This window comes from Micromonospora sp. NPDC005367 (genome assembly GCF_040606825.1).
In the GTDB taxonomy this organism is placed as follows: Bacteria; Actinomycetota; Actinomycetes; order Mycobacteriales; family Micromonosporaceae; genus Micromonospora.
Map to the genome: position 1 here is coordinate 43,235 of NZ_JBEXFP010000017.1, position 17,023 is coordinate 60,257.

Below are 17,023 nucleotides of genomic sequence, written 5' to 3' on the forward strand. Positions count from 1 at the left end.
CACCGCACACCATGCCCTAAGGTCCGCCGAGGCAAGACGGGATCATGAGGAGGACGGCATGGCGGGGGACCAGGCGGTACGCCGGCAGGCACAGGTGCTGGTGTTCGACGCGGACGACACGCTCTGGGAGAACAACCTCGTCTTCGAGCGGGTGATCGACGACTTCCTCGCCTGGCTCGACCACCCCACCCTCGACCGCGCCGAGATCAGGGCCATCCTGAACGACATCGAGCGGGCCAACACGATGGCACACGGCTACGGCAGCAAGGTCTTCCTGCGCAGCCTGGCCGAGTGCCTGGAACGGCTGCGCGAGCGGCCGGCCACGGAACTCGAGCGACGCGAGATCGACCGGTTGACCGCGGCACTGGTGGAGCACAAGGTCGAGCTGATGCCCGGGGTGGCCGAGGTGCTCGACGAGCTGGCCGGCCGGCACGAGCTGCTGCTGCTGACCAAGGGGGACCGGGCGGAGCAGCAGCGCAAGCTCGACGCGTCCGGACTGCTGCACCACTTCCGAGCCGCACACATCGTGCGGGAGAAGGACGTCGAGACGTACCGGTGGCTGACCGGCGAGCACGGCTTCGACCCGGCCGTCGCGTGGATGATCGGCAACTCGCCGCGCTCGGACATCCTCCCCGCCCGGGCCGCCGGCCTGAACGCGGTCTTCATTCCGAACGAGAACACCTGGGCGCTGGAGGACGAGGAGTTGGATCCGGCCGACCACGGCATCCTGCGCCTGGTCGCCTTCCCCGATCTGCTCCGGCACTTCTGACCCGGCGCTCGGCTCGCGGGGGTGGCGGCTCCATCGGTGCGGGATGATCCGTTCGTGCCCCTGTCATTCCCCTCGCACCTGGCTCCGGTGCTGCCGCTCAAGCTGTGGCGTCCGCGTTGGTTCGACGGTGTCGCGCTCGCCACCGGTACGGTCGCGCCGGACGTGGCGTACCTGGCCACGGGCACCCCGGTGCAGGTCACCGGCACGCACACGGTGCCCGGGCTGCTCTGGTGGTGCCTGCCGGTGGCGCTCGGCTACGCCTGGCTGGTTCGTCGCTGCGCGTCCACCGTCGCGCCGTACCTGCCGGCCGGGTACATCTGGGCCGCCGACCTGCGCGTACGGCAGCACCGCTGGTGGATCACCGTCGGCTCGGCGCTACTCGGCGCCGCGAGTCACCTCGGCTGGGACTGGCTCACACACACCGACGGCTGGCTCCACGCCCTCGGTGTGGACTGGTACGCGGTCACCGGGCTGCACTGGTGGACGGTCTCCGACCTGAGCAGCAGTCTGCTCGGCGCGGTGGCCGTGGTGATCCTGGCACGCCGGTTCGCGCGTGGACCCGCCAACGTGGACCTGCCGGGCCGGCGTGGCAGCCACGGTGCGGCGTCCGCTCGACCGCTGGTGTTCCGGCGGGTGGCCGTCACCGTCGCCGTGGTCGGAGTGGCGGCGCTGCCACTGTTTCCGGCCGCGCGTGAACCGGCGCCGACCGGTGTGCGACTACTGCACCTCGTGGCGCTCGCGGCGCTGCTCGGCGCGCTCACCGCCAACCGCGCCGCGCAGGAGCGGGCGGGCCGCCTCGATCCGGAATAGCGCTGACGGCGGCAGACGCGTTACGTCGACTCGCCACTTTTCGACGTTGACATCAATCACCATCCCGATCGCTGCGGCGTGCCTTGTCGAGCCCGTCGGCAGCTGCCTAACCTGAGCCGACGTTCGCGGCCCTTCGGGGTGAGCCGCAGGCGTACGAAGTCCGGTGTGGGGCACATGGAGCTGAGTGCATGCGGGTCGGCTCGTCATGGTGAGTCGGTGTGGACGACGTGCCACGTCCACGCCTGCACACCACGGCGATGCCCGCTACCACATCGGATGGTTGGGTCAGGGCCGGGTAGTTGCGGACCCGGCTCTGACCCGCACGGCGGTCCCGGCCTCTGCCGGACGAGAAATCCGGCTTAAAGAGACACGCGACATTCGTCGTATGTCAATATGTTCGGCATGAAGCGGAGGACATTCGTGCTCGGCGCCGCCGCCGGCGTGGCGGCACCGGCCCTCGCCGGTTCGACAGCCGCAGCCGCCGCGGCGACGCGGGACAGCACCCGGTTGACGGCGACCGGCGTGACGTCCCCGAGGAACAAGCGGGGCGACGTGGCACCGGGCAACCGGGCCGCGCGGCTGAAGACCCTGCCGACGCAGACCCAACAGGTCGTCATCGTCGGCGGCAGCGGCTACTCGGCCACCTACGCGACGCTCGAGACGTACGCGAAGCAGCGGGGTCGCTGGTGGCCGGTCTCCGGGCCGATGCCGGCTCGCATCGGGTCGAAGGGATTCAGCGACAACCACACGGAGGGCGTGCCCACCACGCCGACCGGGGTCTACTCGATCGGGCCCACCATGTACGGCAACGCTCCCGACCCCGGAGTGCGGTACCCGTACCACCGGCTGGTCAGCGGCGACTGGTGGAACGAGAACCCGGCGTCCCCGCTCTACAACTCCTTCCAGCACAACGCCACCGACCCCGGCGGATACAGCGAGGCGCTGTGGCGTGAGGTGCCCGCTTACACGCACTTCGCCGTGATCACGTACAACATGGCGCCCAACGTGCCCGCGCCGGTGCCGAATGCGGGCAGCGGGATCTTCCTGCACGAGTTCAGCACCGGCGGCGGCAACGCCACCGCCGGGTGCGTGGCCGTCTCGCACAGCAACCTGGTGGCGATCCTGCGCTGGCTGGACCCGGCGCTGTCGCCGCGCATCGTGATCAGCCCGTACGCGAACCTCGACCGCTACTGACGTTCGCCATCCTCATCCGGGGCCGTCCCGCTCATCGCGAGCGGGGCGGCCCCGTTCCGTCCCCACCCCGCCGTCGGCGCTCGGTCCGCGCCCGCGCTATCGCGCCGCGATAGCCGGACGATAGCTCCGCGTGTATGTCGTTCTCCTAGCTTCTACCCGACGTATCAGCCCTTGACCGGAGGGTGACGGGTGAGAAGGAACCTGAGGGGGCCGCTGATCGCGGCCCTGGTGGTGGCGTTGGCCGCCACCGTGGGCGGGACGGCTGTCCTGTCCGACCAGAGATTAGAGGGCAGCGCGAGCGCCCAGGACGACGGAGAGGGTCTGTTCGACCGGCTGGGCGACGCTGCCCGGGGCATGGTCGGTGACGGGCCGAGCCGGCCGCGACCGGAGGTGATCAGCGCCGGCCTGTCGGTGCAGGAGAAGGCTCCGGCGGCGAAGGTGTGGCCTCCGCAGAAGCGGGTCAAGGAGCTGCCGGAGAAGCGGACGGCGAACAGCAAGACGTACCAGCTGTCCGATGGGCGCACGCAGGCGGAGATCTCCGCGGCGCCGGTGCACTACAAGGACTCCGAGGGTCGTTATCAGCCGATCGACACGACGGTGCGGCCGACGAACGAGAAGGGTTACGTCCAGGGCAACTCGACGAACTCGTTCACCAGCCTGTTCGGTGACAGCTCCGACGAGCTGGCACGGTTCGAGCGGGACGGGCGCAGCATCGAGTTGGGTCTGTCGGGTGCCGCGAAGGCGGTCACGCCGAAGGTGTCGGGCTCGACGGTGACCTACGCCGGCGTGGCTGGCGGCGCGGACGTGGTCTACGACGTCACGTCGACCGCGCTGAAGGAGAAGATCGTCCTGCGTAAGGCACCGGCTGGGCCGGTGTCGTGGACGTTCACGCTGGACACTGCGGGGCTGACGGCGCAGCAGCGCGAGGACGGGTCGATCGCGTTCGTGCGCGCGGGCGGCGGTGAGCCGGTGTTCGTGATGCCGGCGCCGTTCATGTACGACGACAAGGACGACAAGGACTCGCCGCACGGGAAGGTGTGGTCGGAGAAGGTCACCCAGAAGGTGGCTCAGTCCGGTGGCCGGTCGACGATCACGGTGACTCCGGACGCGGGCTGGCTGGCCGACCCGGCGCGCGCGTATCCGGTGGTGGTCGACCCGACCATCAAGATCCAGCCGGTTCCGGACGATGCCCAGGACGTGCAGATCTACAAGGGTGACCCGCTGCACCAGTACGGGAAGGACCTGGTCACCTGGCAGCTGAAGGTGGGCACCGACAGCTCGGTGTGGCGGTCGCTGGTCAAGTTCAAGACGTCCTCGATTCCGGTGAACACGCCGATCGATGACGCGCGTCTGGAGATGTACTACTCGCAGACGCACGGCTCGTGGGAGTACGACGTCGCGTTGGAGGCGCGGAAGATCACCTCCGGGTGGACCGAGGGTGAGGCCACCTGGGACGGCATGAAGGACGCCATGGCGGCGCAGCCGTCGGGCAACATGGTCTCCGTCGATGAGGGCGCCGCCGGCACGTCGGTGACCGGGACGTGGCCGTACTCGGGCAACACCGAGTTGACGCCGTTGGCGATCAACGCGGACTACCGCTACAACAACGACACCACCGCGGGCAACACGCACACGTGGGTGCCGACGCTGACTGAGGCGGGCGACTACCAGGTCGAGGTGCACTTCGTCTCACACACCGACGACCGGTACACCAAGACGCCGTACACGGTCTACTACAAGGGCGGCAGCAAGACCTACGAGGTGGACCAGACCGAGCCGTCGGGCAAGGGCCAGTGGAAGACCCTCGGTGTGCACAGCTTCGACGCCGGCACGACCGGCCGGGTGGTGCTGGGCGATCACGTCGGTAACTCGGTGATCGCTGATGCGGTTCGGTTCACCCGCTGGGGTGTGGCGACGAAGAAGCGTGCTGTCTCCAGCGCGTGGATGTCGTTCCCGGTGCGTAACACGGTGCAGGAGTGGGTGAACGCCCCGAGCACCAACAACGGGTTCATGATCAAGGCGGTCGACGAGGACAAGCTCGGCCGCGGTGGGCCGATCTTCGAGGCGTCGGAGTACGCGTACCAGAACGCGCGGCGCGACTACAACCTGCCGAAGCTGGTCGTCACCTACGGCCGGCCGGGCGTGGCGGTGAACCCGCCGACCACCATCACCTCGACGGGTGCCGTGCTGACCTGGCCCCAGTACAACGACCCGTCGAGCAGCACGAGCGACGACGCGGTCGAGTACCAGGTGCACCGCAGCATCTACCAGAACTTCACCCCGTCGGCCGCGACGCTGATCGCGCCGGTCTCCACCGGGACGCTGACGTACCAGGACACGACGGCCGTGCCGACGGCGGCGGACAACACTAATCCGCTGGACCGGAAGTTCTACTACTACATGGTCGCGGTGAAGACCCGCGACGGCGAGGTGATCGCGGGGCCGACGCAGCCGGCGATGCTGCCGAAGGCTGGGCAGATCACTCGGATCTACCGCACGGGGCAGACCGACACGACGTTGTCGGCGGGCCAGCCGACGGAGAACGTCGACGTCTACGACGGTGACCCGTACGTCAGCCCGGGCAACAACTCGCCCTACTACGGCGACACCCGGGGTCTGATCAAGTTCGGGAGCCTCACCGGTGTCCCGGATGGCGCGAAGATCGTCGACGCCGAGCTGCGGATGTACAACACGTACCTGTATCCGGGCGAGAACCAAGACGAGTACGTCGACGTCTACAAGCTGACTAAGAATTTCACCGAGACGAAGGCGACCTGGAAGACCTACGACGGGGTCAACGCCTGGGCCACCGCTGGTGGTGACTACGACACGTCGTGGAAGGCCAGCTTCAACGGGTTCACCAACGACCCCGAGTGGGAGACTTGGGATGTCACCTCGGCGGTGGACGGCTGGGTGAAGCAGCCGGCCAGCAACTATGGTCTGCTGCTGCGGCAACGCGACGAGGTCAACCAGACCGCACGGGCGATGCTGCTCTCCTCCGAGGGCGCTGAGCCGATGTTGCGGCCGACGCTGGAGGTGACCTACCTCGAGCAGACCGCGGAGTCGACCTATTACGCGGCGTCGACACCGGAGTTGGCGACGCCGAACGCCACGTACACGGTGCCGGTGACGCTGTCGAACCCGACCCTCGCCGACTGGAACCCCACCGACTGGGAACTCACGTACGACTGGAAACGCGTCGACGGACAGGACGTCACCGACGGCGCCGATGGCAGCTTCGAGCTGAAGACGGCGTTGCCGAAGAGCGTCCCCGCGGGTGGCACGGTCGACGTAGCCGCGCAGGTGAAGACCCCGCCGTCGTCGACGGACGGGAACAAGCGCACCGACTACGTACTGAACTGGGACCTGCACAACAAGCTGACCGGCAAGAAGCTGTCGGACACGGTCCCAGCGATCCAGCCACTGCCGCAGAACGTGGCCGTGGAGGAGCCGACCTCCGACCAGCTGGGTCTGGAGAAGTTCTACTCGTACGCGGGGAAGAACACCGGCGCGGGCGGCTCGGTCATGAACAACCTGTACTCCGGCAACACGGTCTGGTCGTACAACGCGTTCAACAACCCCTCGCGGGGTCTGTCGACGTTCGTACGGCTGGCCTACAACTCGTTGGACACCAGCGACACCGTGGCCGGCTACGGCTGGTCGGTCCAGGCGTCCTCGATGATGCGCCTCGGGGCGCCGCTGGACTTCCACCCGAACCCGAACCCCACCAAGGTCACGCTGACCGACGGTGACGGCACCAGCCACTGGTTCACCTGGGACGCGGCGGCCAACGAGTGGAAGAGCCCGAAGGGCGTGCACCTCTACCTGCAGAGGTACACCGCCGTGGACTGCAAGCCCAACACGCAGGAGCCGAAGGCGTGGGTGCTCACGAAGCCCGACCGGACGCAGTTTTTCTACGACTGCGAAGGCTTTCTCACCAGCGTGGTGGACAACAACCAGAACGAGATGCGCTTCGTGTACGAGGAGCGCAAGTCGAACAACAAGCCGACGAAGTTCCTCAAGTACATCCTTGACCCGACGGGCCGTCAGACCCTCAAAATCGACTACTACGTCAAGGGTCAGACCTTCGACTACATCGACGACACCACCTGGGCACGGGTTTCGAACGTGTCGAGCCTGACCAACCCGAAGATCATCGATCACATCTCGCAGATCACCGACATCTCGGGCCGGAAGCTCACCTTCACCTACACCGACAAGGGCCTGCTGGGTGAGCTGATCGACGGGCAGGGCTCCACCGGGACGATGGGCGAGCAGAAGGTGTTCCGCTTCGCCTACGACATGACCCAGGGCAACAAGAACGTCAAGCTGGTCAAGACCACCGACCCGCGGGGCAACGCCACGGAGCTGGCCTACAACTACCCGCAGGACGGCGACGACCCGAAGTGGCACTGGACCACCAAGTCGTACGACGACCGGCATCCCGACGAGCGGCTGACCGCCTTCGCGTACACCGATCCGGACGGGCCGCAGGGCAACAACATCAACACCACGGTCACGGACGCGGAGAACCACACCACCGCCTATCAGCAGGACGGCTACGGCCGACCCACGCAGACCACCAACGCGAAGAACCAGAAAACCACGCTCGAGTGGGACGACGACCACAACGTCACCAAGCTCATCGAGAACAACGGCGCCACGTCCACCTGGGTCTACGACCAGAACACCGGCTACCCGACCGAGATCAAGGACGCCGAGGCGGTCGCCAACGGCACCCCGGGCACGCTCCTCGGCTACCAGCGGCAGCTCAACGGCTACGTCGCCGACCTGACCGAGAAGACCAGCCCCGAGGGCCGCAAGTGGACCTTCGGCTACGAGCCGGATGGTGACCTGTCGTGGGTGGTGGATCCGATGGGCGCCACCACCGCCGACGCCAACGACTACACAACCCGGTACACCTACGACCCGTGGGGTCAGATGCTGACCGCCACGGATGCCAACGGCAACACCACCGTCAACAAGGACTTCGACCCCAACGGCTACCCGAAAACCATCACCGACCCGTACACCAAGGCGACCACGTTCATCTATGACGAGCGGGGCCAGGTCAAAACGGTCACCGACGCCTACGGCAAGGTCACCTCGCAGGAGTACGACACGTTCGGCCGGCCGCTGGAGAACAAGGTCCCCAAGGACCAGAACGCCGGTGACTTCATCATCACCCCGGCCCCGAAGTACGACCAGAACGACAATGTCGTCGAGTCGTACGCCCCGAACGGCGCCGTCACCACCGCCACCTACGACGAGACCGACCAGCTCGATTACACGCTGGCGCCGGTCGACGTCGAGGGGGACCCGCAGCGGAAGACCTCGTTCACCTACGACAAGGTCGGCAACCTGAAGACCACGACCGAGCCGAAGGGCAACCTGACGCCGGACGACGGTGACTTCGTCACGACCAACGACTACGACGAGATTTACCAGCCGATCAGCGTCACCAACGCCGACGGCAACAAGATCACCTACGAGTACGACGATGTCGGCAACGTCCGTAAAGTGATCGACCCGCGGAAGAGCAAGTCGGCCGACACGAACGACTACACCACCGTGCTCGAGTACGACAAGGCACACCGGGTCACCAAGACCATCGACGCGCTGGGCAAGTTCACCACCGGCACCTACGACCGCGACGGTCTCGTCACGGCCACCACCGACCAGCTCGGCAACACCACCACGGTCACCCTCGACCCGCGAGGCAAGCCGAGCGAGGTGAAGGTGCCACACAAGAACGACGCCGGCGTCATCACCTACCGCACCACGAAGTACGAGTACGACCAGGTCGGCAACCAGGTCAAGGTGATCAGCCCGCGCGGTGTGGCCACCACGGACGACCCGGACGACTTCGCCACCGTCACCGTCTACGACAAGCTGAACCGGGTCAAGGAAACCCGCACCGCGTACGACAAGGACGACGCCAGCTACACCACCGCGGACGTCACCACCTACACCTACGACGACGTGGGCCGGCTGAAGACCCTCAGCGCGCCGCCGTCGGCCGGCGAGTCCGTCCGCAACGACTCCACCTACAGCTACTTCGACAACGGCTGGACGAAGACCAGCAGCGACCCGTGGGACATTGTCACCACCTACGGCTACGACAAGCTCGGCGCCCAAACCGAGCGGACGGTCACCTCAGCCGGTGGCTCGTCAAACCGGACCATGACCTGGTCCTACTTCCCCGACGGCAAACTGAAGTCCCGCACGGACGACGGTGTGCCGGTCGGTAAGCAGGTCGTGCTCGTCGACAACTCAGACTTCAACAACACGACCGCCACCGGCACCTGGACCGCCGAAACGCAAGCGACGGACAAGTACGGCCACAACTACGCCACCCGACCGGCGGGCACCGGCACGAACACCTTCACCTGGCAGTTGAACGTGCCGCAGTCCGGCACGTACGAGGTGTTCACCCGCTACCCGAAGGTCACCGGCGCCGCCACCGACGCCACGTTCACGGTCAACCACGACGACGGCGACACGCCGAAGACGCTCAACCAGACCGCCAACACCGGCACCTGGGTCAGCCTCGGCTCCTACAGCTTCACCGAAGGCAACACCCACAATGTGACCCTGACCGACCAAGCCGGCGGCACCGTCGTCGCCGACGCGGTGAAGCTGGTCCGGGACAACGCCGGAGAGACCGACAACGAAAAGCACGCCTACTCCTACCGCTACGACCCGAACGGCAACCTCAAGACCATCACCGACTCCTCACCCGGCGTCCGCATCGACACCTACCAGGTCACCTACACGGGCCTGAACCAGGTGGAGAAAGTCACCGAGAGCAAAGCCGAGACGGTCACCAACACCACGACCTTCACCTACAACGAGAACAGCGCTCCGCTGACCACTGAGCACGACAGGCAGTACGCCAGCTACACCTACGACCCGCGTGACCTCGTCGAGACAGTGGCCAACGCCAAGTCTGCGGACGACACCGACAAGAAGACCACCACGTTCGCCTACACCGACCGGGGCGAGAAGAGGACGGAGACAAAGGGCAACGGCAACGTTGTCGAGTACAGCTACTACCTCGACGGGCTGCTGAAGACCCAGGTCGAGAAGAAATCCAACGGGACGCTGGTGTCGGAACACACCTACACCTACGACCTCAACGGCAACCGCACCCAGGACACCGCCAAGAAGATGAACGCCGACAACCACTCGGCGTACCTCAACACCACCAGCGACTACACCTACGACCCCCGCGACCGCCTCGCCAAACTCATCAAGACCGGCGACGGCGCCGGCACCGAAACCTACATCCACGACGCCAACAACAACGTCATCAACCAGACCATCAAGGGCGCCACAACCACCTACAACTACGATCGCAACCGGCTGCTGAGCGCATCGACTGACGGCGTCCCGGCCATGTACAACTACGACCCGTTCGGCCGACTCGACACCGTGACGGCTGCCGGGGACGTGATCGAGCGCAACGTCTACGACGGCTTCGACCACATCAACGAGAACCGGAAGAAGACCGCCAGCGGCACGTCGACGACCAAGTACACCTACGACCCGCTGGACCGCACGACGACCAAGACGACCGACGCCGGCAGCACCAAGGCGAAGACCACCAGCTTCGGGTACCTCGGCCTCTCCGGCGAAGTGTTGGACGAGGAGGTAGCCGGCAAGATCACCAAGTCGTATCAGTACTCACCATGGGGTCAGCGGCTGTCGCAGGTCACGCACAACGACGACGGCGCCGAGGAAGACGCCTACTACGGCTACAACCCGCACACCGACGTGGAGCAACTGACGGACGAGGCCGGAGACACCGAGGCCACCTACGGCTACACCGCGTACGGCAACAACGATGACGCCCAGTTCACCGGCATTGACAAGCCGGATACGGCGGATCCCACCAAGGAGCCGTACAACGCCTACCGGTTCAACGCCAAGAGGTGGGACCAGTCCTCCGGTAACTACGATATGGGCTTCCGCGACTACAGCCCAGGTCTAAACAGGTTCCTGTCCAGGGACAGCTACAACGGTGCCCTGGCCGACATGAACCTTGGCGCCAGCCCCTTCACCGGCAACCGGTACGCCTTCGGTGGCGGCAACCCCATCAGCGCCGTCGAGATCGATGGGCACGTGTCCTGCGGGGATGACAGGTGTCAGCTGTATGAATCGGCCAGTGGCGAGATTGTCGACAACCGGGAACCTCTCCCGTCGTGCACCAGCAACTGCGTGCAACAGCCTTCTACGGGCTTGGTTGCACCGCCGGTAGGGGTTCCACCAATTCCATTCGCGCCGCCGGCCGCACCCCCAGTCGCTCCACCAGCAACGCCATGGCTCCGCGCTGCGGGTGTTATTGGTATGGTTCTGGCGCTCGGAGGCGATTCGGCACCTAGCCCAGAATATGTTACGAAGGATGAAATTGAAGATAAGGAGCGGGGGTGTGCAGGTCAGACGAATTCACTGTCAAACATCCAGTACCTCCCGCTCGATGACAACGGCCGGGCACGTGGTGCCTTCGCTTGTCTCGCGCCGGGTGCGTCCGCCATCGATAGTCGCAAGCCCGCCACGCCTCCGGGATGGGTTTCTGGCACTCATCACCGAGGCCATCTCATTGCTCGGGAATTCGGTGGCAGCAGCAATCGTGATAATATGGTGGCAATGTATCCACATGCAAACGGATGGGACGGGATGGAGGGCGTTGAGAAGCAGGTGAGAGATCGTCTCAATGCCAATGAGCGCGTCTTTTATGCGGTCATTCCGCGCTATTATCACGATGACGGAGAACTTGCCGGGAGCGATCCTGTTCCCTACTCGATCGACGTCTACATAACCAGCGCTAGCGGAAGCATGTACATCCCGGTCTATAATAGACCGTAGGGCTTCTTGGGTGCCCCGTCTTCGCGTCGTGGAGGCGGGGCACGCCTATGCCAGCTGTCCAGTCTGCTGCGAGTATGTATAAGGAGTTGAACGCCGATGACGTTCCCGGGATGCATTGATAGACTCGTCAGTGCTGCGGAATTGCCGGAGGATCAGTCTGGCGGATCTTTTGACTGGGCGCTGATCGAGCGGTCCCTGGGAAATCTGGCTTTGCCTAGGGATTACAAGGCTTTGGTAGAACGTTTCCCGGACGGAAAATTCGCCGAAGCGATAACCGTCGTTCGTCCCGGTGCCAAGAAGGGTGATCCTGAGGACTTCTTAGGCTACTACAGGCATCGACTGAATGACATGCGCGCCTGGAGGGCGGACGGTGATGGGGTCTTCCCTTATCCTATCTTCCCGGAGCCGAATGGACTCCTGCCGTGGGGGGAGGGCCCGCGAGGTGAGCTATTCTTCTGGCTTACAGATTCGGCGGACTCCGACTCGTGGACTGTCGTCTGGGCTGACGTTGACTTTACCGAATGGCACTCCTTTTCGGGCGGCGTCTGTCAGTTCCTTCTTGAGGTTGTGCTAGGAGAAGTGGCCCCGCTTGCCACTGCGGAGGCCACTACGGCTCCTTCGGCAAAAGGCTTCAGGGTCTTTCGGTCTAAAGTCCGGCAAGAACTTCCGCGCGGCGTTGTGCAAGATGCATATAGGTGGGGCAGTCGGATGCCAAGCAACGAATTTCCTGAGCTAGCCAATGCCTTAGGTTCGCCAGCCGTAAAACCAGAGGCGCGCAACTGGGAGGACTTGGAAAGGCAGTTGGGCATCCCCTTCCCTGGCGATTACAAGTCCTTCATTGACAAATTTGGCGTCGGAATATTCTGTGACGTACGAATTTATGCCCCCGCGGCTCCGAGTGGGTTTGACATGGTCGAACTTATGCGGCGTCAAGGCGCGCGAGCGGCCGGCCTGCCTTCGGCTGTCAGGTCGGCGCTGTATCCGGAGCCGGTTGCGCTCATAGCCTGGGGTGAAACCGCCGACGGTTGGACTATTAACTGGAAGGCTGGCGGCACAGACCCCAACCAGTGGGGGGTGGCGATGATCGCACCCAATTTTCAGCCGGTGTTCTTTGACGATTTTTCATTCAGCGCCTTCCTCCTTAAATACAGCGGTCAACAAAGCCAGCTCGGGGTTTCCTTCGCGCGCTCTCCCTGGACTGGAGGTGTAACGTTCGTTCCCGGCGTTGCTGCCGGCTGAAGAAATCAGTCCCGTTCCCGACATGCACGCCTTCAAAGGCCGGAAACCGCCCGCGAACGCCGACTCCGCGCCCGGCTTCGGGAGGCCAATCGCCAGGAACTCGTCGATCACCACAGTCAAATAAGCGCAGGTTAGCGGTGCGATCACCGACGCGAAGTGCACAGTCGGCCTCGGTGGCGGAGACGCGGTGAAGGCCCCGCCGTCGTCGGCGGAGGAGCGGTCGGGGCCGACGGGGTGACGATCGAACAGTTCGGGACGAGGTTGGGCGACAACGAGCCCTTTTCATCGTGATTGGCCTGGTCACGGTGGTCGCGGCGGAGAGGGCGTGTCGACATAGGACGAGGCTCCCGGTAAGACAGCAGTCGACCAAGATCCGATGCCCCAACCAGGAGCCTCGCTGTGCTGTCTTACCCGTCGACGGTCGCGCTGTCCAGCCGCACCCTGAACCACCTGGCCGACCTCACCCGCACCGAACGCGCCCGGCGCCGGAGCCGGTGGCGGCGTCTCGACGCCGGCGGGCAGGCCCTACTTGCCCTGGCTCACCTGCGTAACGGTGACACCATCACCCGTCTGGGCTACGGCTTCGCGGTCAGCGTCACGACGGCTTGGCGGTACGTCCCGACCTGCTCGCGGCGCACGCCGAGGACCTGAAGACGGCCATACGGCGCGTCGGCCGGCTCGCGTACGCGATTCTCGATGGCACCTTGATTCCGATCGACCGGGTCGCGGACCAGAGGCCGTACTACTCCGGGAAGCACAAGCGCCACGGGGTAAACGTGCAGCTCATCGCGGACTGTAAGGGGCGCCTCATCTGGGCCTCGCCTGCCCTGCCCGGTGCTGTGCATGACCTGACCGCCGCCCGCAGCCACGGCCTGATCGACGCGTTGACCAGCACGAACGTCATGACATTCGCCGACAAGGCGTACCAGGGCGCTGGCGGCAGCGTTCGCACGCCGTTCAAGCGGCACCGTCACCGACCGCGACTGTCCCGCTGGCAGAAGACCGTCAACCGCCACCACGCCAAGATTCGGGCCGTCGGCGAGCGCGCCGTCGCCACCCTCAAGGGCTGGAAAGTCCTGACCAAGCTCCGTTGCTGCCTCCGGCGCGCCACCACGATCGTCCAGGTCATCCTCGTTCTACATCACGTCCAGACCAGCCGAACCCCACGATGAAAGGGCTCATAGTTGATCTCCGATGATGTGCGCGGTGTGTGCTCTCCACCGGATGCCAACCCGGGCGAACCGGTGCCAACACAGGTCACCGTGGCCGACCACCGGTCGCAAACCGGGGTTCGTGTGCTCGGGGTGTGGTCCTGGGCTGGGAGAACAGGGGTCCGGGTGACGTGGGTGAACGTGGGCCAGTCCCTGCCACCCCAGGTGAACCCTCAGGTCGCTAGACTAGGCCGTCGCGCCCTCGTAGCTCAGGGGATAGAGCAACGGTTTCCTAAACTGATGTCGCTCGCAGGCCCGGACTCTGCCGGGGCCGAGCTCGGACCCATAAGTTGGCCTTATGTGCGCCGATGGCGGCCAGTGGCGTGAGATGAAGGCCGATGCGGCGACTCAGCCGCCGCACTGAGGTTCCCGCGGCCGCACACCGACGTCGAGACGCTGACTGACAAGAGCGGGGACACCAAGGCCACGTACGGGTACACCGCGTACGGCAATAACGACGACGCCCAGTTCACGGGCATCGACAAGCCGGACACGGCGGACCCGACGAAGGAGCCGTACAACGCCTACCGGTTCAACGCCAAGCGCTGGGACCAGTCCTCCGGCAACTACGACATGGGCTTCCGCGACTACAGCCCAGGTCTGAACAGGTTCCTGTCCCGAGACAACTACAACGGCGCACTCGCCGACATGCACCTCGGCCTCAACCCGTGGACCGGCAACCGATACGCCTTCGGCGGCGGCAACCCGATCAGTGCCATCGAGCTTGATGGCCACGAGTGCTGGAGTTGGGCGCAGGGTATCTGCGATGCCGCAAACACGGCTGCGGACTGGGTGAACCATAACGCAGACACGCTGCAAGATCTCGCTGTTGATGCCGCAGAGGTGGCTCTGGGCGCGGTAGCGACCGATATCGGCGTGGGCATGATGGCGACGGGAGCGGTGGCATGCGGCGTGACGGTGCCGCTCGCCGTGACCGGTGTGGGAGCCGTCATTACTGCTGCAGGTTGCGGAGCCGGTGCCGTCCTTGCAGGTGGCGGTGTCCTGGTTGCTGGTGTGGGCATCTTCGCAATGGCAGACGGGGCGTCCAACTTCGCCAAGGACGTGGGGGCACTTGAGAACCCTCCGAAAGCCGGTAATGAGACCGTCAGTGGTCCTAAGGTAAAGCAGTCTACGGGCGACCCTGCCGGCGAGAAATACACCCGCCAGTGGGAGCCCAATGGCACGACGTATAAGATCAATACTGGCCACGGCTTCAATCGAGTGCATGATTTGAGTGGCACTGACCTCCGGAATACCTCTTTAACTCCGGATCAGGTTGAGGAAGCGATCATTAAAGACATCGAGGGTTACAAATCGGGAGGGGGCGTATTGCCGGTGGGTGGACGAGGTGCTCAGGCTGCGACACGCACGGTAGATGTAGGCGGGAGCTCTATCGGCTATCGAGTCGCGCAGACGGGACCAAATTCGGTGAATGTCGGCACCTACTGGCTGAACTAGTTAGGACGGCTGTGAAAAACCTATTGGAACTGGGGCGGCTGCTCTCTCCGATCAACTGGGGTAAGGATCGGGCGGACCTCGGGAAAGTCGAACTGGAGTTTCTCGAAGCGGTAACGTTCGCTCCAGCGGATGACATCATCCGTATGCTCGAAACGGTCCTCGACGAGGACTACGCTGGCCTTCCAATTTGGGCCCGCAACCTTGCCTATCGCTTGGCCTGCCTGCAGCGACCCAATGACTCGTCTCTGCTGCGGGAAGCGGCGGCTGACCTCTTCAACCACGGCCCAGACTGGGACCGCATAGCGGCGGAGTTGCGAAAGCGGGCTGACGCTGCGGAGGAATAGGATCGAGTTGGTGGTGCCTGTCGTCGTACTGGCGGCAGGCACCGCTCCGCTTAAGGCCAGTGAAGGAGCGGCAGCTACGGCTACAACCCGCACACCGATGTTGAGACGCTGATCGACAAGGCCGGGGACACCAAGGCCACCTACGGCTACACCGCGTACGGCAATAACGACGACACCCAGTTCGGGCATCGACAAGCCGGACACGGCCGACCCGACGAAGGAGCCGTACAACGCCTACCGGTTCAACGCCAAGCGGCGGGACCAGGGCTCCGGCAACTACGACATGGGCTTCCGCGACTACAGCCCAGGCCTCAACCGGTTCCTGTCCCGCGACAGATCAGCAATGATTGCCTCTTCGACCTGGTCAGAGGTCAGGTTTGTGCTCCGCAGGTCGGTGCCAGTGCGATGGGGACGGTTGAACCCGTGCCCCGTGTTGATCTGATAAGTCGTGCCGTCGGACTCCCAATTCCTACGCAGGTTTCTACCGCCCGGGTCGAGTCCGTTGGTCTTGGAGACCTTCGGCCCGCCGCCGGTCTCGGCTCCCCCGCCGTTACTGCATCGAGAAGTTCAGGTCAGGTGGCGGTGTGCTTCCCAGGTTGGGCGAAATGTGGGAACCGCGGATCGCGCGATCGATGTGGATGGGAAATCGATCACCTACAACGCAGTCCAGATCGGTCTCGATAGGATCGGCGTCAGCACATACTAGCTCAACTGACGGGATGTGGAGGCCGAATGGAAACGTTGCTTGACCTGGCTCGGACGCTGGCGTCGGGTCAGTTCGGCGAGCTAGGTCTGGTCGAGGTCAGGAACATCGAGCAGGAGTTCGTCGAGGTCGTCACCTTCGCACCGGCGGATGAGATCGTTGCCATGCTCCATACCGTGCTCGACGAGGATTGGATGGGCTTACCGGTGTGGGCTCGGAATCTCGCGTACCGAATGGCGTGTCTGCAGAGGCCGGACGACGTGGCTCTGTTGAGAGAGGCGGCGACGGATCTGAGAAATTTCGGTCCCGACTGGAATGAGATCGCCGCAGCGTTGAACGAGCGAGCGGAGATGCTGGAAGGGAATTAGGGTTGAAGCGACGACGATGCTCACCGGATGAAATTCGGTGGGCATCGTCCCGTAATAGG

Annotated in this window: 9 protein-coding genes and 1 pseudogene; all 10 read left to right on the forward strand. The window is 64.6% G+C overall.

Annotated elements, in window-relative coordinates; genetic code table 11:
- Nucleotides 1-58: 58 nt before the first annotated feature.
- The 10 genes and pseudogenes from ABZS42_RS14575 (at nt 59) to ABZS42_RS14620 (ending at nt 16,964) form a co-directional block, all read left to right on the forward strand.
- Nucleotides 59-769: an HAD family hydrolase gene (locus ABZS42_RS14575; protein WP_355145449.1), complete on the forward strand. Its 711-nt coding sequence runs from the start codon at nt 59-61 to the stop codon at nt 767-769.
- 54 nt (nt 770-823) lie between these two features.
- Nucleotides 824-1,579: a DUF4184 family protein gene (locus ABZS42_RS14580; protein ID WP_355145299.1), complete on the forward strand. Its 756-nt coding sequence runs from the start codon at nt 824-826 to the stop codon at nt 1,577-1,579.
- A 402-nt stretch (nt 1,580-1,981) separates the two neighbouring features.
- Complete coding sequence (locus ABZS42_RS14585; protein ID WP_355145301.1) at nt 1,982-2,773, forward strand: L,D-transpeptidase family protein; 792 nt, start codon at nt 1,982-1,984, stop codon at nt 2,771-2,773.
- Between the two features lie 189 nt (nt 2,774-2,962).
- The gene (locus tag ABZS42_RS14590) at nt 2,963-11,641 is read left to right on the forward strand and encodes a DNRLRE domain-containing protein (RefSeq protein WP_355145303.1); all 8,679 of its coding nucleotides are present in this window, start codon (nt 2,963-2,965) and stop codon (nt 11,639-11,641) included.
- Nucleotides 11,642-11,737: 96 nt separating this feature from the next.
- Entirely contained in the window at nt 11,738-12,880 is a 1,143-nt protein-coding gene (locus ABZS42_RS14595; RefSeq protein WP_355145305.1) for an SMI1/KNR4 family protein, read from the forward strand.
- Between the two features lie 399 nt (nt 12,881-13,279).
- A pseudogene (locus tag ABZS42_RS14600) lies at nt 13,280-14,052 on the forward strand (transposase family protein).
- Between the two features lie 435 nt (nt 14,053-14,487).
- Nucleotides 14,488-15,549, forward strand: coding sequence for an RHS repeat-associated core domain-containing protein (locus ABZS42_RS14605; RefSeq protein WP_355145451.1), 1,062 nt, complete (start codon nt 14,488-14,490; stop codon nt 15,547-15,549).
- 11 nt (nt 15,550-15,560) lie between these two features.
- Nucleotides 15,561-15,893, forward strand: coding sequence for a hypothetical protein (locus ABZS42_RS14610; protein WP_355145307.1), 333 nt, complete (start codon nt 15,561-15,563; stop codon nt 15,891-15,893).
- A 187-nt stretch (nt 15,894-16,080) separates the two neighbouring features.
- The gene (locus tag ABZS42_RS14615) at nt 16,081-16,335 is read left to right on the forward strand and encodes an RHS repeat-associated core domain-containing protein (protein ID WP_355145453.1); all 255 of its coding nucleotides are present in this window, start codon (nt 16,081-16,083) and stop codon (nt 16,333-16,335) included.
- 290 nt (nt 16,336-16,625) lie between these two features.
- Nucleotides 16,626-16,964, forward strand: coding sequence for a hypothetical protein (locus tag ABZS42_RS14620; RefSeq protein ID WP_355145309.1), 339 nt, complete (start codon nt 16,626-16,628; stop codon nt 16,962-16,964).
- Nucleotides 16,965-17,023: the final 59 nt, after the last annotated feature.

Bases quoted from the DNA above. Each gene is read 5' to 3' on its own strand.
- ABZS42_RS14575 (WP_355145449.1), top strand. From the start codon at position 59: ATGGCGGGGGACCAGGCGGTACGCCGGCAGGCACAGGTGCTGGTGTTC.
- ABZS42_RS14585 (WP_355145301.1), top strand. From the start codon at position 1,982: ATGAAGCGGAGGACATTCGTGCTCGGCGCCGCCGCCGGCGTGGCGGCA.
- ABZS42_RS14595 (WP_355145305.1), top strand. From the start codon at position 11,738: ATGACGTTCCCGGGATGCATTGATAGACTCGTCAGTGCTGCGGAATTG.
- ABZS42_RS14620 (WP_355145309.1), top strand. From the start codon at position 16,626: ATGGAAACGTTGCTTGACCTGGCTCGGACGCTGGCGTCGGGTCAGTTC.